Raw genomic sequence first — 25,026 nt, 5'->3', positions numbered from 1 at the left:
GTGCAGGTCGCAATCATTCTGTATGAAATTATAGCTTATAATCAGCTTTTAAACACTTCAATTTGCGCTTTCAAACGGCTCGCTTGATCACGCAAAACGTCGGAGGAAGCTGCCATTTCTTCCATGACAGCCGTCTGCTCCTGCGTTGCGCTCGCCACTTGGCGCGTGCCTGCCGCCATTTCATTGACGACGGCGGCCATTTGCCGCGTTTGTTGCAACGTGGACGCGAACCGTTCCGTCTGTTGACCGACCGACGTCGCAATGTCATGCACGGCTGTCGACGCCTGCTTCGTTACCTCAGCAATCGTATTGAGCGCACGCGCAGCATCATCTTTTTTCCCGGCTTCCAGACTTACCGTCTCGACCTGAGCCGTAATGTGCCCCACTGCTTCCACCACTTGGGACTGCATATGGACAATCCGCTCGTTGATGCTGCTGACAGCTGCCGCGCTCTGTTCCGCCAGCTTCCGGACTTGGGACGCAATGACGGCAAAGCCTGCCCCCTGCTCTCCTGCGCGCGCCGCTTCAATGGAAGCGTTCAGGGCGAGCAAATGCGTCTGGTCCGCAATTTCACGCACCGCGATCGATATATCCCCGATCTGCTCAGCCTGCTCGTTCAACCGCTGTACCGAGTTAATCGAGGCTTGTCCGGCTTCCGCGGCATGCAGCATGCCATCGATGATCGATTTCAAAATATCTTCGCTCTCTGCCAGCGTGTCCAGCGTATCTGCCGTCATGCGCTCGGTCTCTCCTGCTCGTTCCTGTACGGCGACGGCAGAGGCATGAATTTCTTCTACCGATGCAGCCGATTGCGCCGTCCAGGTCGCTTGCTGCTCCGCCCCATGGTTCATATCCTCCGCAGTGCGTGAAATATGCTCAATTTGCTCGGCCGCATGCGTCATCGCGTCGCTGAGCATGGAAGTATTGCGAGTTGTAATGTCTACACTACTCTTAATTTCTACAATCATCCCTTGAAGGTTATGAATCATTTTGCCGAAAGAATGGGTCAAGACCCGAACTTCATCCTGAAAGCGATAGGTAGGCAGCGTCACGCTCAATCGGCCTTGCGCCGCTTCGTCCGCCGCTTTCGTCAGCTGAATGAGCGGCTTTACAATCAAGCTTGCGGCCAACCATCCGAGCAGGCACGTCCAAAATATGCCGAGCATAAAAATAATCGCATCATATGCTATATCGCCCATATTCGGGGCAATATACGGCTTCAGTACGAAGATAAAGAAACCGCTTGTCGCATAGGTAACTCCAGATACGATAAGCATGCCGAACACCATTTTCTTCTGCAGTCCGAATTTCATCATTCTATCTCCCCCATGTGTTGATGATAACCCGTCGCACTCTATTCTTGTGGTTCGTGCTTACGCGCAAGGAGCAGCAATATCGTGATGAACAAAAAAGCAACGAATGCCAGAAGCGGTATCGTAATCCATCCGTATGCATCCACATAATCCGTATTGCAAGGGATGCCGGAGCGACAAGGCGATGTGTTGGCCATTGCAGGAATTTTTTGCACCATGTAATGATAAGTCGAAATCAATCCTCCGACTATCGATAACGGCAGGGCATAACGAACTACACTGCGGTCATTCCGGTAAGCGGCAATGCCGAGCAGAATCACCATCGGGTACATGAAGATGCGCTGAAACCAGCACAGCTTGCACGGCTCCCACAGTAAAATATCACTCATATACAAGCTCCCGCCTGCCGCGACAAATGAAACGAGCCAAGCGAAATGCAAGGCGTAACGCCGGATAACCATCATATAGCTTCCACGCCCCCATCCATTATTTCGCTTCGTTCAGCGCCGTCTCAACAAACGCTTTCAATTGACTGTAATTATCCCATTGTCCCGTAAATTCTTTGCCGTTCACGAATACGGTCGGCGTGCCGTTCACTCCGGCTTTGTGAGCCATCTCTTCATCGCTTGCTACCTTGCCTTGCATCGTGCGATCGTTTAAAGCCTGCTCAAGCTGGCCTGCGTCAATATCGGGCACGACACGCTTCGCTAAATCAACAAGGAACGGGACTGTTACCCAATCCTTTTGCTCACTTTGCTGGGATGTATACAATTCATGATGGAAGGTCCAGAACGATTCCGGGTTTTGGCGAAATACTTCTTCTGCCGCTTCGGAAGCCAGCTCGGATTTAGGAATGACCAGCTTGTTCATAAATGTAAACGTAGCCTTGCCCGTATCCACGAAATCCGCTTTTAACTTCGGATAAAGCTGATCCGTCCAAATTTTGCAGGCCGGGCACTTGTAGTCGCCGAACTCCACGATCGACACCTTCGCGTCCTTTGAACCAAGCGTCGGCTGGCCTTCAAGATTGAATTCTACCGCTGGCTTGTTCGCCATTTCGTCCGTTTTAATTTTCTCTCCTTGTTTATTTAACACAAAAATAATACCGAGCAGTACGATAATGGCAATCGGCAGCATAATGAGAAACATGCGTTCGTTTCCTTTTTTACCTTTGCGTGATGATGACTTTGCCAATACATTCACCTCTTCTAACTTTTTTTCACCTAGTTTAAATGTACTGGAAAGCTCGTCATATTTCCATTTCTTTTGTCAAAAAAAACATTTAAAATCGTGACTTACGCCATTATTTGTTAACATCTCCCATGTTATATAGTTGTACCCTATAATAGGGATAGGTATTATATATTTGTCCTATAATCTAAATTCTGCCATACTACAATAAACATTAGGGACTTTTTGAACGACTTTACACGCGAGGTGATGAATATGCCGTCTCATAATGAATGGAAACCCGAGCTGTATGATGATAAGCTGCGCTTCATTTCCGTCTACGGCAAAGACGTTGTCGATCTGCTTCGCCCCCAGGAGGGGGAACGCATTCTTGATTTGGGCTGTGGCACTGGGGATCTTACTGCACAGATTGCCGCTTCGGGCGCTCATACAGAGGGTATCGATAAATCAGCGGACATGATTGAACAGGCACGCCGAAAATATCCAACGCTGTCCTTTGAGATCGCCGATGCGGAGAACAGTCTTCCGAACCGGTTCACCTCATCATTTGACGCTGTCTTCTCCAATGCCGCGCTTCACTGGATGAAAAACGCAGACGACGTTATCCGTCACGTATATTCCTCACTGCAGCCAGGCGGCAGATTCGTGGCGGAATTCGGTGGGCGGGACAATGTCGGAACCATTCTGCACGGAATATCGCACGTGCTGTCATCCAAATACGGAATTGACGCAGCTGCGCTCAGCCCCTGGTATTATCCGACCATAGGCGAGTACGCCTCGCGCTTGGAGCAGGCCGGGTTCCGCGTTGATTACGCCGTCCATTTCGACCGTCCCACTCCGCTGCCGGATGGGGACGACGGCCTCAGCTACTGGCTGGAGAGCTTCGCCGGGGACTTTGTGCAGGCACTGCCAGCACAGGAACAAGGCCGATTCTTCGAGCTTGTCACAGAAGAGTGCCGCCCGTTCATTTACGTACAGGAACAATGGGTTGCGGACTACAGGCGGCTGCGCTTCTCTGCCTTGAAGCCGGGCTGACATGACGAGAGCTTAGCCATGTCAGTCCACAGCTAAGCTCTCTAACTTGTTACCCATGATGTCCCGCGTGAGGGCTGCTCTTGCTCCCAGCCTTCTTAGGCTCAATCTCAAGCAAGGCATCGATCTCGCTTTGAACGCTCGGCATTACGCTCCCTTCGGCTCCCGTAAGCCAAGCTGCATTATAAGGCCCTTCCACCGGCGTTGTATTGTACCTTGGCCGGACGGACTCGAGATACGTCCGCACATCGTCCGGAACTTGCCCCCCGCTCATCCATAGCAGCGGCGCATGCTTGCCCAGATGCGCGAACGGAGCCTGTGCAATCGCCAACCATTCATTCCCCTCCCGCACGAAGGAGAAGTTATGCCCCGCCGTCGTAATGCCCCAGCCGAAGCCCGTCTTGTTATCTTTATACTTGGCGAACGCAATCGCTTGCTGCATCGGGTCCTTCCCTTGAATGCGCACGACTCTGCCGAACACTTCTAGCTCCTTGGCCACGTCTTCAGGCACCGCTTGCTCTGGCCCGATTACATACATGACCGCTTGCTTGCGCCGCTTCGCCAACGCATCGGCTGTCGCCTGTGGGATCCCCTTATTGCTGACGTAGAGCACCGGCTCCGGCATATGGGCAATCCAGTTGACAGCCGGCAGAGCGAACTTCGCATCATCTGTCGATGCAATGACGACCGATTTCGGCTGTTCCTTGTTCACCCGTGTATAATATGCATCGATATCAGCGGCAACCTTCGCAGGCTGATCGCCTTTAATGACATCAACCTGCAAACCGAGCTCCTTGATTTCTTCCGTGACGCTGGCATCTACATCACCGACCACGATCGCCTGCACCCCGCCATTTTCTGGGGAACCTTTCGGTTTTAGCCGTTTTAGCTCAGATAGCGTTTCGTCAGGAATGCCATCCTTCTTAATATAAAGCACTGGTCCGTTATTCGGAAAATGAATTAAATCAGCTGCCGCCATGGCAATCGCCCAGTCGTCATTCGGTACGAGCACCACTCCATTCGGCCGCTGGTTATCGTCAGTCGCTGGCCATACCGTCCGTGAAATGGTTACAGCCGCTTTGACCGGGTCGTTCGTATTGACGCGCACCGTGTTCTTTGTTGCAATCCAAGGCGCATGTATGACTTGCTCATTAACAAGCGGCTCTCCTGCATGAAATGCCGCTTCTCCTGTGGAGGCAGACATCGTATCGGTGCAACCTGCCAGCAGCAGCACCGCAAGGACGCACGCCAATCGTCTGGCATAGGTTGTTGTGACGGCATATGCCCGGTTCGGCCGTTCCTCCGGCCGCAGATGTGCCGTATGGTCTCCCCGGCCATCGGTGCCAATGGAATTCATCGCTTCGCCCACTCCTTAACAGTAACAGTTAGTTTATGGTGTTAAGGTTGCCCGGCGATCCAACTTTTTACTCCTGATTGCGGTATCATTCCATCCTGACATATTTGACGCCAGCACTTTGTCGTCCTTGCAGGATTGCGCTAAAATAGCATTATTATGGACGCAGCGAAACGTACGAGAGGAGTGGAGATATGAGTGAATTCACTATAAAAGAAGATATGATTGCTGACGACATTGCAGCGGCTCAAGCAACACCAGAAGATACGAGCGCAGTGATGTCGCTGTTGGTACAGACGGCCGAATGGCTGCGAAGCAAAGGCTCTAGCCAATGGAGTGGATTATTGGAAGGTGAAGACACACATAATATGACCGGCGCGATTGCAAACGGAGACGTGTTCGTCTTCAAGCAGGGCGATCAGATAGCCGGTGTCATCATGATGCTGCAGCAGCCGAGTGAATGGGACTGCTCCCTATGGGGAGAAGAGGGGCACGAGAGCAGCATTTATTTGCATCGACTGGCCATTCATCGCGCTTATTCCGGCAGACGACTCGGCGCAGCAATGATGAGATGGGTGGATCAAGGAATCTCATTCGCTGGCAAAGACCGGCTTCGCTTGGATTGCATCGCAAGCAATGATGCGCTGAACGCCTTCTACCAGAGTATTGGATATGAGTATAAAGGGAGCCATTCGAGCGGATTTAACATCTATGAAAAAACAACTTCCCCAATGTAGCTTCGCTGCGAAAAAGGCCGCTGCTCCGCCCGTTAAGGAGGGATAGCGGCCTTCTATGTTATAAGATGCTTATTCGCGATCTTTGCCAAGCAGAATCGTAAGTCCGAGCAGTGTCACTAAGATGGTCGCGCCCATATCGGACAGAATAGCGATCCAAAGCGTCAACCATCCTGGAATGGTGAGCAGCAGCGCAACAATTTTAAGAACCAATGTAATGCCAATGTTCCAGCGGATGATCCGGTTCACCTTGTGGGAAATACGAATCGCAATCGGAAGCTTGCCAAGATGATCCTGCATCAGCACGATGTCGGCCGTCTCGATGGCGCTGTCTGTTCCTTTGCCCATCGCGATTCCAAGCTGTGCCGAAGCCAACGCCGGCGCATCATTGATGCCGTCGCCAACCATGGCGACACGGTATTGCTGCGACAGTTCCTTAATCTTCTCAACCTTCTGCTGCGGCAGCAGCTGCGCATACCAATCGGTTACGCCCACATTATCTGCAACTTGCCGTGCCGATTGCGCATGATCTCCAGTCAGCATGACCGTATGCTTGACGCCTGCTGCATGCAGCGCTGCGATCGTATCTTTGCTCTCTTCGCGAATTTCGTCTGCGAGTCCGAACAATCCGAGCGGCTCTTGCGTATGCTCGGAGACGACTACGACGAGCGTCAGACCGCGCGCTTTCAGCTGTTCCGCTTCTTCACGCGCCTTCTGCACGCGCTCCGCGGCCTCTCCTTGCGGCGCCAATTTATCCAGCACGCGCTCGCTGCCGACCCAATACGTCACTCCGTCGATGATGGCACGGATGCCTTCACCCGGAACCGTCTCGCTATGCGACGGTTCTGGGAACGCCGCTTCGCCCTTCGCTTCTAAGTATCGAATAATAGCTTTGGCGAGCGGATGCAACGAGGCTTGCTCCACCGCACCGACTATTTGATAGAATTGGTCCGGCTGGTAAATCGATTCCGCCTGCACAGCGGGTTCCCCTTTGGTCAGCGTACCCGTTTTGTCGAAGGCGAGTGCTTCAATCTTGCCGAGCTGCTCCAAGTGAACGCCGCCCTTTACGAGAATACCGTTGCGGGCAGTGCGGGTAATCCCGCTCACAATGGCAATTGGCGACGATAGAATGAGCGCGCACGGACAACCGACAATGAGTACAGCCAACCCTTGATAAAGCCACTTGTACCAGTCTCCATCGAACAGCAGCGGCGGTACGAGAATGACAAGCGCAGCCACAATCATAATAATTGGTGTATACACCTTCGCAAAGCGGTCGATGAACAATTCCGTCGGCGTCTTCGTATCCTGCGCTTCCTGAACGAGATGCAGTATTTTCGCGAGCGATGAATCCTCGTACGCCTTATCAATCCGCACCTTCAAGACGCCGTCTGTATTCACGCTGCCACCAAACACCACGTCGCCGTTCTGTTTCGATACCGGCAGCGACTCCCCTGTAATAGCCGCCTCATTAACGGCGCTATGCCCTTCAAGCACCGTACCATCGGAAGGAATCTTCTCTCCGGGACGAACGAGTACTGTATCGCCCATGACGAGCTGTTCAATCGGGATCGTCACCGACTGCCCATCCCGCAGTACTGTTGCCTGCTTCGGCGCTACTGCAAGCAGTGCTTCCATCGATTGGCGCGCACGCTCCATCCCATAGCCCTCAAGCAATTCGTTCAGACCGAACAGAATGGCAACGAGCGTCGCTTCCTTCCACTCTCCGATCAACACCGCACCGGTCAAAGCCACCGTCATCAGCGTATCCATGTTGAAGCGAAGGCGGATCAGGTTGCGCAAGCCTTTCAGGAACGTCACATGTCCGCTTAACAGCATAGCCAACAAATATACGGCGATAAGAAACGCGCTCGGAATCCGGCCATCCAACAAAAAGGTAGAGATAAATAAAATACCGGAGCTGCCGAGGAACCACTTCATCTTCTTCATATCTCCGTGGCTGTGGTCATGCCCGTGACCATCGCCATGTTCATGCCCATGGTCGTGATCATGGCCATGAGCGTGATCGTGACTGTCGGCGTGTGAATGATTATGTCCCTCAGCATGAGAATGCCCTTTCGACTTCGAGCTTGCCCCAGACCCTGACTCGACAATTCTAGCTCCATCCGTTCGCAATATACGCTTCACTTTGGCCATATCAATGTTGCGGCTCAGCTTCAGCGTGCCGCTGTTATAATTCAGGACGGCATTGTCTCCATGGTCAAGGCGGCGTATTTCCTCCTCCAGACCCTTCGCGCAGTTGGCGCAAGACAGCCCTTGCACACGATATGCGGCTCGTTCATCAGTTTGTTGTGGAATGCCCCGTGTCGTCATGGCAATGCTCCTCTCTGAGATGCTCAAGCGTCATCCGAATCAGCGTACTGATATGATGGTCGTTCAATGTATAAAAGACGTTCTTCCCTTCCTTGCGCGACTTGGCGATGCCAAGCGACTTCATCAAGCGCAAATGATGGGACGTCGTCGCTATCGATTGTCCAGTCAATATCGCCATATCACAGACGCACAGTTCCTCACCTTCATCCAGCAAGCACGCCATTTTCATGCGTGTCGGATCGGACAGCGCTTTGAACATCTGCGCCATTCCCTGTACTTCGTTATCCTCTACACGCCCTTTTAAGGAGTTAATCTTTTCTGTATCGTAGCATACGATTTCACATACGTCGTCTTTCACGTGGTCAAGCCCATTCTCGTCAGACTTCATTATTTTCCGTGCAGCCATTTGCGTCACCTCACCAGTATATTGTTGTAAAGTTGATTAAATATTAAGCATGTAAATTGAAAAGCGGAACTGCATTTGCAAGATAATCGTAAACATTACAATAATCAAACTAATGTTTGAATGTTTATATATTTGTAGTATACAACGACTCGTTCGTAAATTCAAACGAATATTTTAATGTTATGAAAAAACTTTATCGGCACCTTACAAAAATGAGCGGCAGTGTTTGAATGCCTCTGTAAAATTGTAAGGCATGGACACTTCATTATTAACGAAATGTTCTGTTCGTGCAGTGATGCATTCACACTGAAGGGGATTCCCCCAACCGTCCCTTTGCATCACTCTCCCCTTCCATCAGGAGACGACACGACCTATGACAATTCTGGTTCACTGTCATCATAATCGGCTGCTTATTGCCATGGTATCTATACCTAACAGCATGTGCCATATCCCTGTCAGTATCCTCCCTGACTGTATGGGAGAGTGGACGTAAGGACCGTTGCACAGTAGACCGACAACATGTTCTCTGTTGAAAGGATATGGAAAAAAGGCGCATCCCCTTTTCGGCATCTTCATTACCGACAGGATACACCATAGATTACCGTCTTACCGTCGCTCCCTTTAGCCTAACGCTTGTCCAATCACTCTGCTTCATACAACGCGCTCCAAGCCGCCGTCAACGGCACGGCCTGCTTATCGTTAACCGACACGTACGGATCATCCTGCACATAGAACCGCCACAGCTTGCTCTCATATTCTTGCGCATACGGAATGTTGATGCGCGGCGCACACACAATCCTGTCCGCCCCCGGCCATGTCCCGCCTTCCATCCACAGATCATCGCTATGCATCATATCTATGCCGTTGCATTGCTTATCGATCTGCAGCGCCTGACAGAGCTTTCCCGGACCGTTGCATAAATCCGCCGCTTTCCGCGAACGAATGCGGCGGAACTGCTTCATTCTCGCTTCATCGTCGTCCGTCAGCGGCGCGATTGCCCGGATAAGCACCGCTTCCGGCTTGTCCGTTGCGTTCGCCACCACGTTCAGGCAATGATACATGCCGTAAATGAAATAGACATAGGCCGTTCCGCCGTCATGGAACATCGTCTCCGTCCGCGCCGTCCGCCGTCCATTATAAGCATGGCAGCCTTTATCTTCAGGACCGGCATAAGCTTCCGTCTCAACAATTCGGCTCCTGATGATGCCCGCTTCCGTCCTGCGCACCAGCACACTGCCGAGCATCATCATGGCCAGCGTAACTGCATCGTGCTGATACGTGCCACGGGAATACCGCCCATCTGGCGGCAGCGGCACAAAAAACGTCGGTCCCGTAGAGTCCTCTACCTGTTCCGCCCCCCTATTCACCTCTTCCGTCATCTGTCCATCCCCCTTCCTTTTCCATACTGTTGCTTCAGTTTGGTTCTCCTTTTGTTCATGCCACTCGATTTCTGACGACGGCGCTAAGCTCAAGAGGCGGAGGAAGTGTCTTCCGACCGCTGTCCATACTCACATATTTCAAGGAATGCGCAGCGGCGGCAGCGGCGAGCATTCTCTGTCGGCTCGAAGGAATCTACCGATAACGGGCGGTTGATCGCCGGCTCCGCCAAATAATCTCTCATCAACTGAATGCTTGTGACCACGTGCCGCTCTAACTCCGCCATCTCTTCACCTTCGACCTGATCCTCGTAACATTGTCCGCTCAGCAAATACTCCGTTCGTATATCAAGACGTTCATACGGCACTTCGTACATCCGATGCACGTACAGACCATACAGCCTCAGCTGCGTCTTGTTCCGTTCGTCTTCCTGTCCCGTCTTCCAATCCACTATGACGTGCCGATTATCTTGGCGGAACATGAAGTCAAGCTTCACATACACTTTCGTACCCGCTACCTCGATCGTATTGAGCCGTTCGATTTCCAGCAGGCGAGCTTGCTGCTCCTGGACGAACTGCTGCAGGCTGCGGCTTCCTAAAAATCGGTCCGCAAGTATCGGAATGCGGCGTTTAATCGTGTCGGTTACATGGTGCGGAAGCTCGCCGTCATAATACATCTCATGCAGCATCGTGCGCTTCTTCGGCTGCTCCCGCCATGCCGCTTGATCTAATGAATCCTTATACGCTTGATTCAACAAGTTGCGCACTCGCCGCGTCAGCTCATCCGCTTCCAGCAGGCGCCCTGCCTGATTGAACTGCATCAGCGTCGTCTCCGCCATTTTATGCATCGCATCTCCAAATACCAGATACAGGTTCGTCATCTGCTTCAGGCGATACGCCTGCTTGGCTAGCTCCGGCGCATCGGCCAACCAGCCGTTATGCGCAGCATAATAGTGATAGTAATATTTGCGGCGGCACTCTTCGAACAACGTATGCCGCGACGGCGACCACGACCATTCCGGGTAAGCATTTCGCTGCACGGATATATCCACTCCTTTTATCGTTCACACAGCTTCCCGCAGCACCTTGAGCCTCTTCCGCGGTGAAGGAACGACTTCTTTGCATCTTGAATCTATTATACCGTCCGGTATTCGATTGTAAAAAACGTTCATGCATGACAACGATACTGCCGGATAACTTCTATATGTCTGCCCTCTCCAATTCACCGGGATCAACGAAGCCGCTTACCCGATAGGGCAGCGGCTTCGGATTTGCGTGCTTTCAATTTTTTACCCATGCGACTTTCAAATCCATCTCTTTGATGCAGTCCGAAGTATCATACAAGTCGTTATTGACAAGCGGCGACACCGGGTAGACATTCATTCGCGCCGGGCTGTAAGGACGCAGCATGCGGGCCAACGCCTCTACTTCTGTCGTCTCACTGTTCAGCCAGGCCTCCGCCTCACTCTGCTCCAAAATCGCTGGCATCCGCGCATCAAATTCCGCAATCAGATCATTGGCCCGGGTCATGAGTAGTGTACAGGTACGGTACTCCTCGCCGCGCGAATCCTTCCATATATCATACAGTCCGGCCACTCCGAAGATTCCTCTCGTCCGCAGCACCGCACGCATCGGATAGCTCTTCTTTCCTTCCTGCCGCCAATAATAGAACCCGCTGCAAGGAATAATGCACCTTTGCCGCTCAACGACTTTCCAATAGGCAGAATTCTCATGTACCGCATAAATGTCCGCATTCAGCGAGTCTTTGCCCCAAAACGGGACCATTCCCCACCGGTACTCATCCAGTATTCGTTCGCCGCCTGTTTGCAGCACGACCGGAACCGTCTGCGTCGGGCTGATGTTGAACCGGTGCTTGTAATGGAACATCACTCTGTTAATTTGAAAATATTGCGTAACCTCCGGTAAATCCGCCGTTAATGAAAATCTCCTGCACATCCTCATCATCCTCCTGTTGAAGAGGTTGTTCAAAAAGTCCCCTTTTGAACACACACTTGAATCGTATTGTTTGTAAAGAAAGGAATATTATTCAAGACAGGAGGGGTATCATTGCAAAAAGAAGCACAACCGCCGCAAATAATTGCGATGTGTGCTTCTTTATTTCGATTCCTATATCTTTCATTTGCTCAATCCATCCACTGGCTGCGCAGCGCGAACAATTCCCTAAGCTCGGTCGTGGACATCTCCGTTATCCATTTGTCGCCGGTGCCAATAATTTGCTCGCTCAACGCCTGCTTCTGCTCGATCATATCATCTATCCGCTCTTCCAATGTACCGAGGGCGATCAGCTTATATACTTGCACGTTGCGGGTCTGCCCGATACGGTAGGCGCGGTCAGACGCCTGATTCTCGACCGCGGGATTCCACCAGCGGTCATAATGAAATACGTGATTGGCGGCCGTCAGATTCAGCCCCGTTCCCCCAGCCTTCAAGGACAGTATGAACACGCCAGGACGCTCATTTTCAGGCAACGTATCGTCCTGGAAATGCTGCACCATGCTATCTCGATCCGCCTTCGGCACTCCGCCGTGAAGGAAAGGTATTTTCTCCCCCAGCTCCTTCGCAAGAACGGATTGCAGCAGTCGGCCAGTCTCCGCATATTGGGTAAAGATGAGACTGCGCTCATTCTCAGCCCTGAGCTCGGCGAGCATCTCCAGCAAACGGATTAGCTTCCCGGAACGTTCCGGTCCCGAACGGGCCGCCGCTTCTTTATTAAGCAGCCCCGGATGATTGCATACCTGCTTCAGCTTCGTCAACGCCGCAAGAATACGCCCTCTGCGTTCCATCGTCCCGAGCTGCTCCAGGTCGCCGAACAACTGCTGCAGTGTCTGTTCATATACGGACGCTTGCTCCGCAGTGAGCGGCACGTAAACCTTGGATTCATTTTTATCGGGCAGATGCAGTTGAATCTCTGGGTCTTTCTTCAAACGGCGCAACAGGAATGGCTGTACGAGCCGCTGCACGAGCATGGTCCACTCCGCATCTTGAGTCCGCTCAATCGGATTCACATACGTTCGCCGGAACTGTGACAGCGTGCCGAGATAGCCCGGATTGAGAAAGTCCATAATCGACCACAGCTCGATTAGGTGGTTCTCCATCGGCGTCCCCGTTAAAGCGATGCGGTGCTGCGCGTTCAGCTTGCGAATCGCAACGGACTGCTTGGCATACGGATTTTTAATATTTTGCGCTTCATCGAGACAGAGTGAATTCCACGTTGTCATCCGCAGCTGCTCGCGGTCCAGCAGAGCGAGCGTATAGGTCGTGATAACGACGTCGGCATCTCCAATCTCATTCAAGAAGCCAGCCCCTCTAATCCGAGTGGGCCCGTAGTGCAAGCGGACGCGCAATTGGGGCGCAAAGCGCTGCAGCTCCTTCTGCCAATTGCCGATAAGCGATGTCGGGCAGATGAGAAGCGAGGGCCCTCCTGCAGGCGCTTCTTCCTTCACACGCAGAAGATAAGCGATCCACTGTATCGTCTTCCCGAGTCCCATATCATCGGCAAGACAGGCCCCGAGGCCGAAGCGCCGCATGAACATAAGCCAGGAGTACCCTTCGGCCTGATAAGCGCGCAGCGTCCCTTGAAGCGCGGCTGGCGCTTCGCACTGCGGGACCGACGAATGATGCTGCAGGTTGCCGATGAGTTGCTGCAGCTGTTCGTTCAGTTCCATTTCCAGCTGCATTTCATTGCCCCGCTGTAGCGCATCCTCGCCCAATTCCTCCTCGAGCCGCGCCCGCTCCGCGTTTAAATGCAGCTCCAGCACTTCGCCCAAGGTGACTCCTTCGCTACCAACCTTCTTCATCATGCTGCGAATCTGCTCTACTTCTTCCGGATTCAGTTGAATCCATTGACCGTGCAGACGCACAAGCCTGCGATCTTCTTCAATCAGCGTTCGGAATTCGGCTTCACTTAATTGCAAATCCCCGACCGCCAGCTTCCAATCAAACTGCACCATATGCTCCAGGCCGATCATAGACACCGATGAGAGGCCGGCGGAAGAAGTTAATTTGGCTTTGAGCCGCGTCTTCATCTGGCGCACCCTCTGCCACCAGGCAGGTACTACGACGTGGAAACCCGCTTCCGCCAGAAGCAGGCTCCCGTCAGCGAGAAATTGCCATGCCTCTGTCTCGGTCAACCGCGTCTTCATGCGGCTGCTTCCTTCGTCGTTCGCCAGCCAAGGCAAAATCTGCAGCAGCTTGTCGACATCCCGCTTGAGCCGAGGGCCGATGAACGGAAGCCATAGTTCCGGGAACGAGCCGATGACTGGGGAGACTTGCTCTTCTGTCTCCTCATCAGCTTGTATGTCCGAATGGTCCATATCGCCTTCTGCTCCCACTTCCGCAGCACCTGTTGCAGCAGTTGCAACGCCTTCTGCAATTCCCTTCGCTGCCTGCCTCGCCTCTTCGCGAGCAGCCTCTCCCGCTATGCGGTCAAATTTGCATGCAAGCTGATGATCGGCATCATTCTTGTCTTGCAACAGCACATGCAAGCTCCAAGGACCGCGATCTTCTTCCGGTTCATCCAAGCGCAGCACGACACGGAATGGAGTGTCGTCCTGCTCCCATCTGATGGAATTCAGCCAATCCTGCTCATCCCACCAAGGAGAACGCTCTACAGGCAAGCGCAGAGCCTCTAATTCCGGTCTGGCACTTACTGCCTTTCGCCACAATACCGAATATTCAACATCACGCTGCTGCAGCAGTTCTGCCATCAGGCCGTCGAACCAATCTGACAATCCTGCACCATCATCCCCCAACAAGCAGGCTTGTTCGTGAAGATCAGTCCATTCGGTTTGTTCCGTCTCCGTCAATAGCAAGTCCCACCCGAACGACCCTTGCTTCCATTTGGTGTAAGAAGGTTGAAATCGCCCCTCGGCAACTATCTTCCCGTAAAGCTTGGCGCTCTGTGCCGCAATGCGGAGGCTGCCGCCCTGCGCCACTTCCGCCCAGCGAGCCGTAGCCGGCTGCGTTACCATCTCAAGCAGCTCTGATGCTGTCACCACGATTCCTTCTTTACGATCGTCCTCTTCCGTGCGAAGCATCGTGCCGTAGAAGGAAGGCGCGTGCCAAGCGAACAACATATGCTTAAGCGCCTGTATATCGCGCAGTAATCCAGTATTGAACAAAAAGAAGCTTCCATCCCCGCGCCTGCGGATTTCCACCATCCAAGACAACGCTCGTTCTATCATACAATCAGCGCCCCTCTTTTGATTTCCTCCTGCAGCGCCCTCAGGCGGGAGTAGCGATCGAAGAGACCGTCCATATACCGCTCCCATACGGAAAGCGAGTGAATGTTCTCATATAATCGATGCATGCGCTGCAGAAGATGCACCGCAGCACGGTAATGCTCGCGGCTGCGCTCCTCGATATGCCGCTCCACAGCTTGATGGTACAGCGGCAGCACCACTTCTGGCGCGGCACGCTCCACGATGTCCAGCTCTGAAGGCGCCACTTCTTCCGGAGAGATGCGCTGCAGCAATTGGATTTCCGCCCAATCCCGGTAGCGCTGCCGATCCAACAGAAAGGCAGACAAATAAGGATATACGCCTGGCATTAACGTTAAGATAAGCGACTCCATTCCAGCCTGGTCCTGTGCCAGTTCATATACACACTCCCAAAATTCCCAATATTGCTTCATATCTTCACGGCGGCCTGACTGGCGCACGAAAGGCGCGAGCGCCTCCAACCAGATTGCGAGACGATCCAGCCGATTGTGCCGCACGTGCTCATGCAGATACATCCAATAACGCCCCGGCTCCTTATAATACGTCAGCTCGTTCAAGCGCTTTACCGCCTGCTCTTCGTATCCGAGCATCACCTCAAGATGAAGGAGCGCGGCACGGATGGCATCCCTCCTCCGCGGCCGCAACGCGGATATAGGAGCAAGCATCGTCTTGAGCCGCTCACAAGCTTCCTCCATCCATTCACGCCGATTGAGCACCGTCGACCATAGCACAGCGAACGGCTCCAGCCCGTCCACTGGCGATTCCTCTTCCGAGAAAGCAATCGCCTCAGCCATCACGCCCAAGTCAGATACATGCTTCTCGTAGACAGACGGTATAGATGAGAGCACGAAAGATTCCGCCAAGGATTGCAATTGATTCAGGCACGGCGCCACGACTTCTGCAACGGGAGCATCCCTGCCTTGAATTCCCGTGGTGCCTCCATGGCGATAACGGATGGACAGCTGTTGAATGAGGAACAACAGCACATGCATATGGTACAAGGGCACAATCGGCTTCGGCAGCACGTCGGCAGCACGATACAGCTCCTCCTTCGTCCATTTCACAATGCCGGTCACTGGCGAATGGAAGTCGGTGAATGCCTTGCCATACTTTTTATGAAAAAAATCATGCCATTCCTTGGCCGGAGCCGACGGTGACAAGGTCATCTGCCTTGCCTGCTTGCGGCGCTCAAGCTCCGCCTTCTGCTCCGCCCGCTTGCGCGTAGCCGCTCGGTGGCGTTCCTCGTCGATATATACTTGACGGAATTCGGCCAAATACAATTCTGGCTTGCCGCCGGTCTGCTCGCACAGCTGGAAGAACACGGCAGCCATATGTTTGCAATATCCACCGTCCGGACATGTGCAATCGCTTCGCTTTACTTGCTTCACGTTGAAGCGGACACGGTAGCGCTTCGTTTCATGCACCTCCGCCGTTATCCACTGCTCCTTGCTTGACTTAACCTCTGCATTCACCTCTGCCTGCATCCCGGACACGGCTTGCTTGCGGTAATAACGCCAGCCCTGTTCCAGCGTGGAATAGCTGAAGTGACGCTTCATCTGTTCGGTTAAACGGTTGAATTCATTAACGGACAGTCCCAGTTGTGACAACCACAAGTACCTCCACTTTGACGGCGTTCTACCCTGAAAGCCGCATTCTATATCCTTTCAGTTTACACAAAATAATCGGAATATAGAAGAAAAGACAACGAAAAACGGGCTGCTGATTTAAATCAACAACCCGCTTGGATGAACAATTCCATTCACAGCAACGTACTATTACAGAAATGCCTCACTTTTATTTGCGATTGTTACTATCCACGGCCAGATGAATTCGGCTCAGATTTCCCTGTTCGGACTGATGACGACTTCGAGCACCTTGTTGCTCTCTGCCCCGATCGTCACGGACTGAACCGCTTTTTGCGCCTTCTTCCCGCCTTGCCGCGCGCTCCCGTCGACGGCCATATTACGGAACTCCAATATGTTGATAGGCCCGTCCTTGTAATGAAAAACATCTTGGAAAGGAAGTTCATTAGCTTGCGGCATGTTCTTTACGGTTTGCTCCGCCAATTGCTTCATCTTGGCATCCGCTTTGGCTAATCCGGGGAACAAGAAGTAACCGGCCACTTTGCCCGTTTTCAAATCTACGCTGACAAGATTAGGCTGTATAAATACTTCTCCCTCCTCTTGCTTCATGCTGAAGGTCATAAGCTCTTGCCCGTTGCCGCGATTGTAGTAGTAGCTTACCGAAGCAAACACCTCCTTGTGCGTACCCATCTGTTGCTTATATTCGGCTTGCGCGGTCTTCAACGCCTCCGCGTAATTGTCTGGCAAGTCAGATATGTCGTAATTCAAACTAACCGTCAGCACTTCATTTGTCGTTGCGTCCACGCTCACGATAGCGGCACGGCCTTCTGCTTCCAAAAACCAGCGCGTTTTCGCTGATCCAGCCGCTGATCCAATTCGAGAATGAATCCCCGTCCTTTCAACTCGGCCTTGGTATTGCCATAAGGGACTGGCTCCGCCGCTTCATCCGTCTTTTTGCGCACTCTGAACGTAAGCTGCTTGCCATCATAGTTCTTCTCCAGCGGATGCCCGAGTAGTTCCTCCGGCGAGAAGGTGACGACAAAAGGCGTCTTGACCGGATTCTGCGTGTATACCGCATCCAACTCCAGCTTCAGACCTTTGGCATCGCCGAAAGGAAGGAACGCATGACGGTAGAGCATCCGGCCCGTGGTGCCTCCTCCGCTGCTTTGCTTAAGGAGCGCATTTTTGCTTTCAAGACTATAGGTCATGTCGTTAATACCGTCCCACGCCGCCACAACCTGCCCTTGCTCGTCCTTTATGCGGTACAGGAATTGCGGTCCCAACGTCCCATATTGGTTCCTCCAAGCCTGAGATTCGCGAATGTCGCCGAGCAACTCCGACTTGCTCGGCCCATGCCGGAGCTGGAGAAAGTCCAGCTTGAAGCCAAATGGAGACTCATAGCGCTTGTTCAACGGAATGAAGTTGGTCGCGCTCTTGGCTGGGGCCAGCGATACCGGAACCTTCAACTGCCACTTCCTCTTCGTCTCCCCAAGCAGATTGATGTCGAAATGAACGACGATCGTGTCCGGAATATCCTTCGGAGAGCGAATGAAGTACCCTTGTGTCGGGTCATCAATCCCGACCTCGAGAATCGCGTTGTCGCCATGGGTACGCGCTAGCGGCAGATTGACGCCTTTCAGATCATTTCCGTCCAAGTCGGTAACCACATAGTTGTTTATGTACGGATCCGTGTCAGGCTTCATTGACATGAAATCGGTAAACAACAGATCCGGATTAATCGGCTTACCGTCCTTCTCAATCCCGTACATAAGCGATACGCGGAATGGATCGACCATCACTTCCCTCACCCTGAGCGTAATGCCCTGATCCGTCACTTCCAGATTGACGGGCTGGGAATACCCTTGCTCTACCCTTTCCCTTTCCCCGTTAGAGGTTATTCAAAAAGTCCACTTTTGATCACGAAGTATCTCAAGAATGCCATTCGACATCGAATCTTGCATTCACTCTCGAAGAGCTTATGCTTCCGAAGCATGTTTCCTTTGGAAACATTTCAGGTGCTCATGTAGCCTCGCCTACACTCCGCTCCTCCTTCTTCAAGTTCTTGCAACCTTCTCGGTGCTGAAAAGTAATCTTTTCGAATACGTACTATTAGACAGACGGCGGTCGGTTTTGGCTTTCCTTTTTTTAATTTCCTCATAAAATGATTCCGCTGCGCGTGTTCCGCACATGACAAAAGGCACAGCACTCGCTGTTACGCGAAGCTGTGCCCGTTATTATGATTTGTTGCCATCACACACATCATTGTGCCTCGATGCTACTCTATCGTGATACGCAAGGATGCTTTTTTGCCGCCGTATGTAAATGTAATGACGGCCTTGCCTTTGCTCACCGCAGTGATCGTGCCCTGATTGGCGGTTGCTTTCCCATTTGACTTGGCTTGGGCGAGCGACGTTACATCGGTGCTGTTACCACTGACTGGACACGGCCTGTACCCGATAAGTAGTTGTTTGATACGGCGCGAGCTTTGAGCTCGATGACGTGACCGTCAATTTCTGCAGCTTCGGCGTGACCTGAACTGGAATTTCAAACGTGCGGTCACCGTAAACGCCGACGACTTTCGTCGTGCCTTCCGTCAGCCCCTTAACGCTGCCACCCGTCACTTTAGCGATTTGCCCATTTCCGGATGTCCATGCGACCTTGCTCGCAAGCGACACCTTTTTTCCGCTGGAATAGGTGCCGATCACTTTGATGGGCTTAGAGGCTCCGGCCCCGATAACGAGAGACGTCGGTTGCACCTCGATGCTCGCCAAGCTCTCCTGCAGGCTGACAGGCAGCGATACTCCCTTTCCTCCATAATACAGTTTTACGCTCGCACTGCCCTTCGACTGACCTGCAGCCGTAACGGTGCCATTGCTCACTTGAATGCCCGTGCCGGAAACTTTAACAGTCACCTGCGATGAGACATCCACCTTGCGCCCGCCTTCATAAATGGCTTGAACGGAATAAGCGGCTGATTTACCGGGTGTCAGAACCAGCTTCGCAGGCGTTACGGTTAATTTTTTAATCTTCGGTGTAATCTGCACGGGAACTTCGAACTTTTGCTCGCCAAAAACGCCCGTCACGGTCGCACTGCCTTCTGCCACTCCTTTTATCATAGCGCCGCTTACCCTCGCAACTTGCTCATTTCCGGATTTCCATTGGATTTTATTTGCGATCGATACTTTCTTGCCACTGGAGTAATAACCCATTACTTTAATCGGCTTGGAGGACCCCGCACTTAATGTGACGGAAGATGGCTCCACCCCATACTTCACGAAGTCCTCTTGAATGCGTACGGGAACGGTAACCGTCTGATTGCCGTATGTGCCTTTCAGCTTCGCTGAGGCGCCATATCTGCCGCTCACCTTGCCTCCAACGATAGTCAACACGTCCGAACTGGACTGCCACGTGATGGATCCGGTAACATCTTCTATTCTGCCGTCCTTATATACAGCGTTCACCTTCGGCACGTCGGCTTCCTTGCCAATGACAAGATATAAGGATTTGGCTTGAGCCTTCAATTTAAATGAAGCTGCAGCTGTATTGCCTTGAGCATGCATGCTTGCCGGCCATAATATGGTAAGGATCAGCATGGCACATGCGAATAGCAAGATGAATCCGCAGCGGCGTTTGCCTGGTTCAAATACTAACTTCATAAGTTTCTCCTCTCTCAACTGCCTAGCTGAATAATTTGATTCTCCGTTCTGATGCCTAACAATTAGAGTTTCTAAACAATACGAAAGGTTCACATGATTTAGAAAGTCTCTATTCCTTATAACGGCTGTTGATGAGAAAAAGTGTTGCTTTTTGATGAAATCAGGCAGTTCAACCTAGTACAACCGCTTTCACACACGCCTCTATGCACATTAATTTCTTCTATAATCACCTTACCAATATTTACATTAATATTGAGAACGGTTACCATATTCACTTTTTTCTCCAGATACCGATAAATACTTTTGCCACAACATGATCTTCATTATCTTTTCATCCTAGAGAGGAGTTACCACTCATTATGAAAAAGTTATTTGACCGTTATAAAGCATCCTTGACCAAACAGATGTTGCTTCTTCTCATTGCGCTTGTCGTCATTCCTTCTGTTGTACTAAGCTATACGTTGACCCATCTAGCCCGCAACCAGCTGGAGCGCGAGCTGCTGTCCCAAGTCGACGAGGTTACCACGATGATGAACCAAGTGTTTAATGAAACGCAACAAGATTTCTCCGTTACGATAAGCAGTCTTGCTGACCTCAGCATTCCCCCTGGGCAGAACCGCGACACCTACATATACGACCGCATTCGCAACGTGGCGAAAGATTCGGATAATGTGCTTGCCGCATTCGTATCTTCAAAAGGGAACTTCTACACCTCTTCCGAAAATGAAAAAACCGACTATGATCCGACTACACGCGGTTGGTACAAACAAGCTATGAAACAGAAAGGGCAGCTGGCCATGACGGATCCTTATATTGACGTCATGAGCGGCAGCTATGTCATTACCTTTTCCAAAACAACAGCAGACGGCTCCGGTGTAGCCGGCATCGATGTCGCGATCGATAACTTGAATGAGATGGTCGGCTCATTCACGATCGGAGATCGGGGATATGTAAGTTTATTCGACCGCAACAATGTTACGATGTCCCACCCGCACTTTACAAAGGGTGAGCCCGTGAAGGGCGAACAATTCGAGGACATGCGCAAGCAGGAGCAAGGAACGTTCATGCTCGCGGGTGAAGGCCGCAAGGAATATTACAGCTATGACAAACGGAATGCTCTCGGATTGAACGTCGTCTCTGTCCTGGACTCGAGCGAAATTGCAGAGAAGACGAGCAAGCTGCAGTGGATTGCAGGCTTGTTTATCGCCCTTTTGCTCGGACTGATCGGTTTGTTTATCTGGATATTTATGAAGCGGATGATCGTGCCGATTATGCGCTTAAAGACGGTGACCGGTACCGTCGCTCAAGGGGATTTAACCGTTCGTATCAATGAGAATGGACGAATCGATGAAATCGGTCAGCTTGAAACGAATTTCAATGCAATGTCGCGTTCTCTGTCCGATGTGCTGATTGAAATCAGCACCCATTCCGAGCAAGTATCTGCTGCTTCACAGGAGCTGTCCGCTAATTCGGAGCAGAACGTCAGCACGATCGAACAGGTGGCCGCCTCGATGCAGGAAGTATCGGCGAAGTCCTCCGATATGAACAGCAGCGTGCAAGCAGTCAAGCAGACTTCGGAGATTACCCGTAGAGAGCTGGAGAATACGCTCCGCATCGTACACGCAAGTACGGAAGCGTCGCAGCATATCAATGAATTGGCGAATACCGGTGAGGAGGCGCTCAGCGCGGCCAAGCGGCAAATGATTGCCATACTCGACCATTCCAACCGCTCCAAGGCAGAGACGGAGACCTTGAACCAAGTGGCCGAGGAAATTAGCGGCATTACCGGCTTCATCCAAGCTATCGCCTCGCAGACGAACCTGCTCGCTCTGAACGCCGCTATCGAGGCTGCGCGAGCGGGCCAAGAAGGACGCGGCTTCGCTGTCGTCGCTCAGGAGGTGCGCAAGCTGGCAGACCAGGCGGGAACCGCTGCCAGCAAGATCGCATCACTTATCGGTGATATACAGGAGCGGGCCCGTCTCATGCTGCACCGCATGGAGGAAGGCGTGGAGTCCGCCTCAGCTGGAAGCGAGCTGACGCAGTCCGTCGAACATTGCTTCGCTGACATGTACAGCGCAATTGCCAACATCGACACGCAGCTCGGGCAGGTAGCTCACGTGGGCGAGCAATTGTCGCTGTCCAATGAAGCGATGATTGTCGCTTTCGACGAGGTCAGCGTCATGAGCCACGATACCGCCAACGAGATGGACATGGTGGCTGCCGCCAGCGAGGAGCAGAACGCATCGATGGAGGAGATTGCCGCATCGGCGATTCATCTGTCGAGCATCGCCGATGAGCTGCAAGCATTGGTTGCAGGCTTCAAGCTAAATATGGAGCCGAACGGCAAACGATAATGCCTGCGGCAGACGGGCAGCTTAAAGAAGAGGACGTAAGGATATATTCCTTACGTCCTTTATTTTGAGTGATTCCTGCCTGTTCGTTATTGTATTTTGATACTCGTTGTGCCGAACTCTTTCACTTTCGCCTTCACGCTATACCGGATGGATGCATCAGCGAAGATGTCATCCCAATCCCCTTTTATTTTTTCCCACACCCGCGGATAATGAATTCTCACTTGTTCGCCCAGTCCGATGACATCTGCGCGATATTCCTTCTGCACCTTGTGCAGCATCTTGCCTATCCGCTGCTTCACCCGCTTGACGGTATCCGCCTCCACCTGCCTGATGAAGCGGTTGTCGAAGTCATTCCCGCTCGTCCATTGTTCCCCGATACGGCCATCCGATTCAATCTGCACATCGAAGGAAATGCGGTTTCCATTTACATGGGGGCGAATCTTGCTCTTTAACGATGATTTCGTATACGATCACCTTTCCGGTCCGTGAGTCGTATGTTTTGACAACACCGCCCTGCCCGCACGAGGTAATCCTTCCAATCCTGAGGACGATATGGAGCTGCCGGACTAATGTAAGGCACCCCGAAGCTCTTCAGCTTGACCAGATGACTGCACAGCATCAAGAAGAACAGCACTACCCCGTACAGTCCGAATACAGCTGCGAAAATCATGGCGATGAAACGAAGAACCCTTAACGAAATGCCTGCATTGTACTGGGGAATCGCGAACGAGGATATAGCGGTAACCGCCACTACAATAACCATGATAGGACTGACGATCCCGGCTTGTACCGCGGCTTCCCCGATAACCAGCCCGCCAACGATTCCAATCGTCTGACCTATGGGCTTGGGTAATCGGAGCCCTGCTTCCCGCAAGATCTCCAGCGCCACTTCCATAATCAACACTTCAATCAGCGATGGAAATGGCACTCCCACCCGGGTATCCGCAATCGAGAGCGCCAGCTTCGTCGGTATCAGCCCCTGATGAAACGAGATGAATGAAATATACAACGACGGGCCAAAAGTGGAAATAAATGCGGCGAAGTAGCGCAGCAGGCGAACCAATGTCCCCAGAATCCACCGTTCATAATAGTCCTCCGGCGATTGCAGCAGCATGTTGAATGTCGTCGGGACGGTCAAGACGAAGGGAGTTCCATCCAGCATAATCGCAACCCGCCCTTCCATTATTGCGCTGATGACGCGATCAAGCCGTTCCGTGCTCTGAACTTGCGGAAACGGAGACAGGAAATTGTCCTCAATAAACTGTTCAATATATCCGGTATCATCAAGGTTAATCCGCTCAATTCTTTCGCGAACCTCTTGGACCAATTTTTCATCGGCAATATCCTCGACGTACGCTATAACGAGTTCCTTCGTAACGCGTTGCCCGACACGGAGTTGGGTTATGGTCAAGTTCGTATTTTGACCATGTTGCCGCAATAGCGTTGTATTATCGCAAATGCTCTCGTTAAAGCCAAGCTGGGGGCCCCTAACCAGTATCTCCGATGGCGGTTCCTGCGCGCTGCGCGTAATCTCCTTCCTCGTGCCGAGAATAATGACCTCCGGGCTGTTGTCTAGAAACAACGCGGTATGACCCCGCAGCAATTCGGTTGATAAATCGGCCAAGCAATCGACTTCTTTCAGTATGCCGACGGACAATATGTTGTTTTTGATATATTGTGCCGTGTAAGACGGTGCAGGCAAATCCGGGGAATGATCATGCCCCGTCAACGCGAGGTCGCCCATGAGCGATTTCAATATATGCTTATCAATCAAATCCCTGTCGGAAATGCCGTTCACAAATAAAATCGCTGCCTGCTGATTGGTATTGCCCAGACAAAACGTTCGAAAATTCAAATCTGATTGATGTCCGAATTCGGTTCGCACCCGATCCAAATCGATATCCAGCTTCCCTGTAAAGTCAAGCTGTGGAGTTTGATCCACGGCTTCTTGTCCTGTCTTTTCATCGATGGGTTGTTTGGTCTTGGACATTATCCTTGAAAGGCCATATGGAATGGACACCGCAATCACAGCCTGAAAGAGAACGCTCCAGCTCGGAAGATAGGAAACAAACATATTCCACATTCATGATCACCTGTTCAGTAATATGCGTTTTAGTCAAACAGCCTCTGCACTGGCATAGCGTCGATCCTGTTAGTCATGCTTGGCCATGATAACGCTAACCGTGTATGTGCAAGCGTACAGCTTATGCAAGTGATTTGCCGATGGAAGCCCCTCATTCGTTACCGCTTCTGTGACCTGAACGCTTATAGTCTCCTTCCAAGCCCTTAGCTTCACTCTCCCATAGAGTCAGAAGTGGCCACCTTTGTGTGACAACAGCATATTCCGAAACAGCTCTGTACCGCTTGCCGACTCTGACTCCATCTCCAGAAGAGTTCTGTTTCTGTCCTAGGTTCTATTCCTAAATCCGTATCTAAGTCTGTATCTAGGTCTG

General features: G+C 52.0%; 19 protein-coding genes. 3 read left to right on the top strand and 16 right to left on the bottom strand.

The genetic code is table 11. The annotated features are described in order from the left end of the window. Positions 1-41 precede the first annotated feature (41 nt). The 3 genes from LQV63_RS04725 to LQV63_RS04715 are packed head-to-tail and all read right to left on the bottom strand — an operon-like array spanning position 42 to position 2,516. Complete coding sequence (locus tag LQV63_RS04725) at positions 42-1,316, bottom strand: methyl-accepting chemotaxis protein (RefSeq protein ID WP_233695842.1); 1,275 nt, start codon at positions 1,314-1,316, stop codon at positions 42-44. Between the two features lie 38 nt (positions 1,317-1,354). Further along, complete coding sequence (locus LQV63_RS04720; protein WP_019420335.1) at positions 1,355-1,777, bottom strand: disulfide oxidoreductase; 423 nt, start codon at positions 1,775-1,777, stop codon at positions 1,355-1,357. Between the two features lie 22 nt (positions 1,778-1,799). After that, positions 1,800-2,516 (bottom strand): DsbA family protein, encoded by a 717-nt coding sequence (locus tag LQV63_RS04715; RefSeq protein ID WP_407672887.1) that lies wholly within the window; start codon positions 2,514-2,516, stop codon positions 1,800-1,802. Between the two features lie 243 nt (positions 2,517-2,759). Here LQV63_RS04715 and LQV63_RS04710 point away from each other — a divergent pair, with 243 nt between their 5' ends. Continuing rightward, the gene (locus LQV63_RS04710) at positions 2,760-3,539 is read left to right on the top strand and encodes a methyltransferase domain-containing protein (protein ID WP_233695841.1); all 780 of its coding nucleotides are present in this window, start codon (positions 2,760-2,762) and stop codon (positions 3,537-3,539) included. 49 nt (positions 3,540-3,588) lie between these two features. On the opposite strand, the gene LQV63_RS04705 is transcribed toward LQV63_RS04710, so the two are convergent. Then, positions 3,589-4,893, bottom strand: a complete 1,305-nt coding sequence (locus LQV63_RS04705) for a cell wall-binding repeat-containing protein (RefSeq protein ID WP_233695840.1) — start codon at positions 4,891-4,893, stop codon at positions 3,589-3,591. 191 nt (positions 4,894-5,084) lie between these two features. Here LQV63_RS04705 and LQV63_RS04700 point away from each other — a divergent pair, with 191 nt between their 5' ends. Further along, on the top strand, positions 5,085-5,627 hold the full coding sequence (locus LQV63_RS04700; RefSeq protein WP_233695839.1) for a GNAT family N-acetyltransferase: 543 nt from the start codon (positions 5,085-5,087) through the stop codon (positions 5,625-5,627). Positions 5,628-5,696: 69 nt separating this feature from the next. Here LQV63_RS04700 and LQV63_RS04695 read toward each other — a convergent pair whose 3' ends face one another. From LQV63_RS04695 to LQV63_RS04650, 10 genes are all read right to left on the bottom strand, one after another. After that, positions 5,697-7,958 carry a heavy metal translocating P-type ATPase gene (locus LQV63_RS04695; RefSeq protein WP_233695838.1) on the bottom strand — a complete coding sequence of 754 codons (2,262 nt, stop codon included), beginning with the start codon at positions 7,956-7,958 and terminating at the stop codon, positions 5,697-5,699. Then, complete coding sequence (locus LQV63_RS04690; protein ID WP_019420329.1) at positions 7,927-8,364, bottom strand: ArsR/SmtB family transcription factor; 438 nt, start codon at positions 8,362-8,364, stop codon at positions 7,927-7,929. Before LQV63_RS04690 ends, LQV63_RS04695 begins: the two co-directional genes overlap by 32 nt. Before the next feature lie 641 nt (positions 8,365-9,005). After that, on the bottom strand, positions 9,006-9,743 hold the full coding sequence (locus LQV63_RS04685) for a DNA-3-methyladenine glycosylase (RefSeq protein WP_233695837.1): 738 nt from the start codon (positions 9,741-9,743) through the stop codon (positions 9,006-9,008). Positions 9,744-9,832: 89 nt separating this feature from the next. Next, positions 9,833-10,780: a PD-(D/E)XK nuclease family protein gene (locus tag LQV63_RS04680; RefSeq protein ID WP_019420327.1), complete on the bottom strand. Its 948-nt coding sequence runs from the start codon at positions 10,778-10,780 to the stop codon at positions 9,833-9,835. Positions 10,781-11,021: 241 nt separating this feature from the next. Continuing rightward, on the bottom strand, positions 11,022-11,696 hold the full coding sequence (locus LQV63_RS04675; RefSeq protein ID WP_233695836.1) for an SOS response-associated peptidase: 675 nt from the start codon (positions 11,694-11,696) through the stop codon (positions 11,022-11,024). Positions 11,697-11,884: 188 nt separating this feature from the next. Then, positions 11,885-14,944 (bottom strand): DEAD/DEAH box helicase, encoded by a 3,060-nt coding sequence (locus LQV63_RS04670; RefSeq protein ID WP_233695835.1) that lies wholly within the window; start codon positions 14,942-14,944, stop codon positions 11,885-11,887. Further along, on the bottom strand, positions 14,941-16,587 hold the full coding sequence (locus LQV63_RS04665; protein WP_233695834.1) for an SWIM zinc finger family protein: 1,647 nt from the start codon (positions 16,585-16,587) through the stop codon (positions 14,941-14,943). The genes LQV63_RS04670 and LQV63_RS04665 overlap by 4 nt, the downstream gene beginning before the upstream one ends. Positions 16,588-16,815: 228 nt before the next feature. Then, positions 16,816-17,373, bottom strand: a complete 558-nt coding sequence (locus tag LQV63_RS04660; protein WP_233695833.1) for a hypothetical protein — start codon at positions 17,371-17,373, stop codon at positions 16,816-16,818. Then, complete coding sequence (locus tag LQV63_RS04655) at positions 17,370-18,461, bottom strand: DUF4179 domain-containing protein (protein WP_325175851.1); 1,092 nt, start codon at positions 18,459-18,461, stop codon at positions 17,370-17,372. The genes LQV63_RS04660 and LQV63_RS04655 overlap by 4 nt, the downstream gene beginning before the upstream one ends. A gap of 528 nt (positions 18,462-18,989) precedes the next feature. Continuing rightward, complete coding sequence (locus LQV63_RS04650; RefSeq protein ID WP_233695831.1) at positions 18,990-20,219, bottom strand: Ig-like domain-containing protein; 1,230 nt, start codon at positions 20,217-20,219, stop codon at positions 18,990-18,992. Between the two features lie 359 nt (positions 20,220-20,578). On the opposite strand from LQV63_RS04650, the gene LQV63_RS04645 reads away from it, so the two are divergent. Continuing rightward, a complete protein-coding gene (locus LQV63_RS04645) occupies positions 20,579-22,573 on the top strand; it encodes a methyl-accepting chemotaxis protein (RefSeq protein WP_233695830.1) in 1,995 nt (664 codons plus the stop codon). 86 nt (positions 22,574-22,659) lie between these two features. On the opposite strand, the gene LQV63_RS04640 is transcribed toward LQV63_RS04645, so the two are convergent. Together LQV63_RS04640 and LQV63_RS04635 are read right to left on the bottom strand one after the other, a co-directional pair. Further along, positions 22,660-22,986 (bottom strand): Ger(x)C family spore germination C-terminal domain-containing protein, encoded by a 327-nt coding sequence (locus LQV63_RS04640; protein WP_325175850.1) that lies wholly within the window; start codon positions 22,984-22,986, stop codon positions 22,660-22,662. Positions 22,987-23,021: 35 nt separating this feature from the next. After that, a complete protein-coding gene (locus LQV63_RS04635; protein ID WP_407672886.1) occupies positions 23,022-24,563 on the bottom strand; it encodes a spore germination protein in 1,542 nt (513 codons plus the stop codon). Positions 24,564-25,026: the final 463 nt, after the last annotated feature.

The organism is Paenibacillus profundus (assembly GCF_021369635.1).
Taxonomy (GTDB): domain Bacteria; phylum Bacillota; class Bacilli; order Paenibacillales; family Paenibacillaceae; genus Paenibacillus_B; species Paenibacillus_B profundus.
Note: the sequence above shows the minus strand (reverse complement) of the source record. Positions and strands in the feature narration are given on the sequence as shown.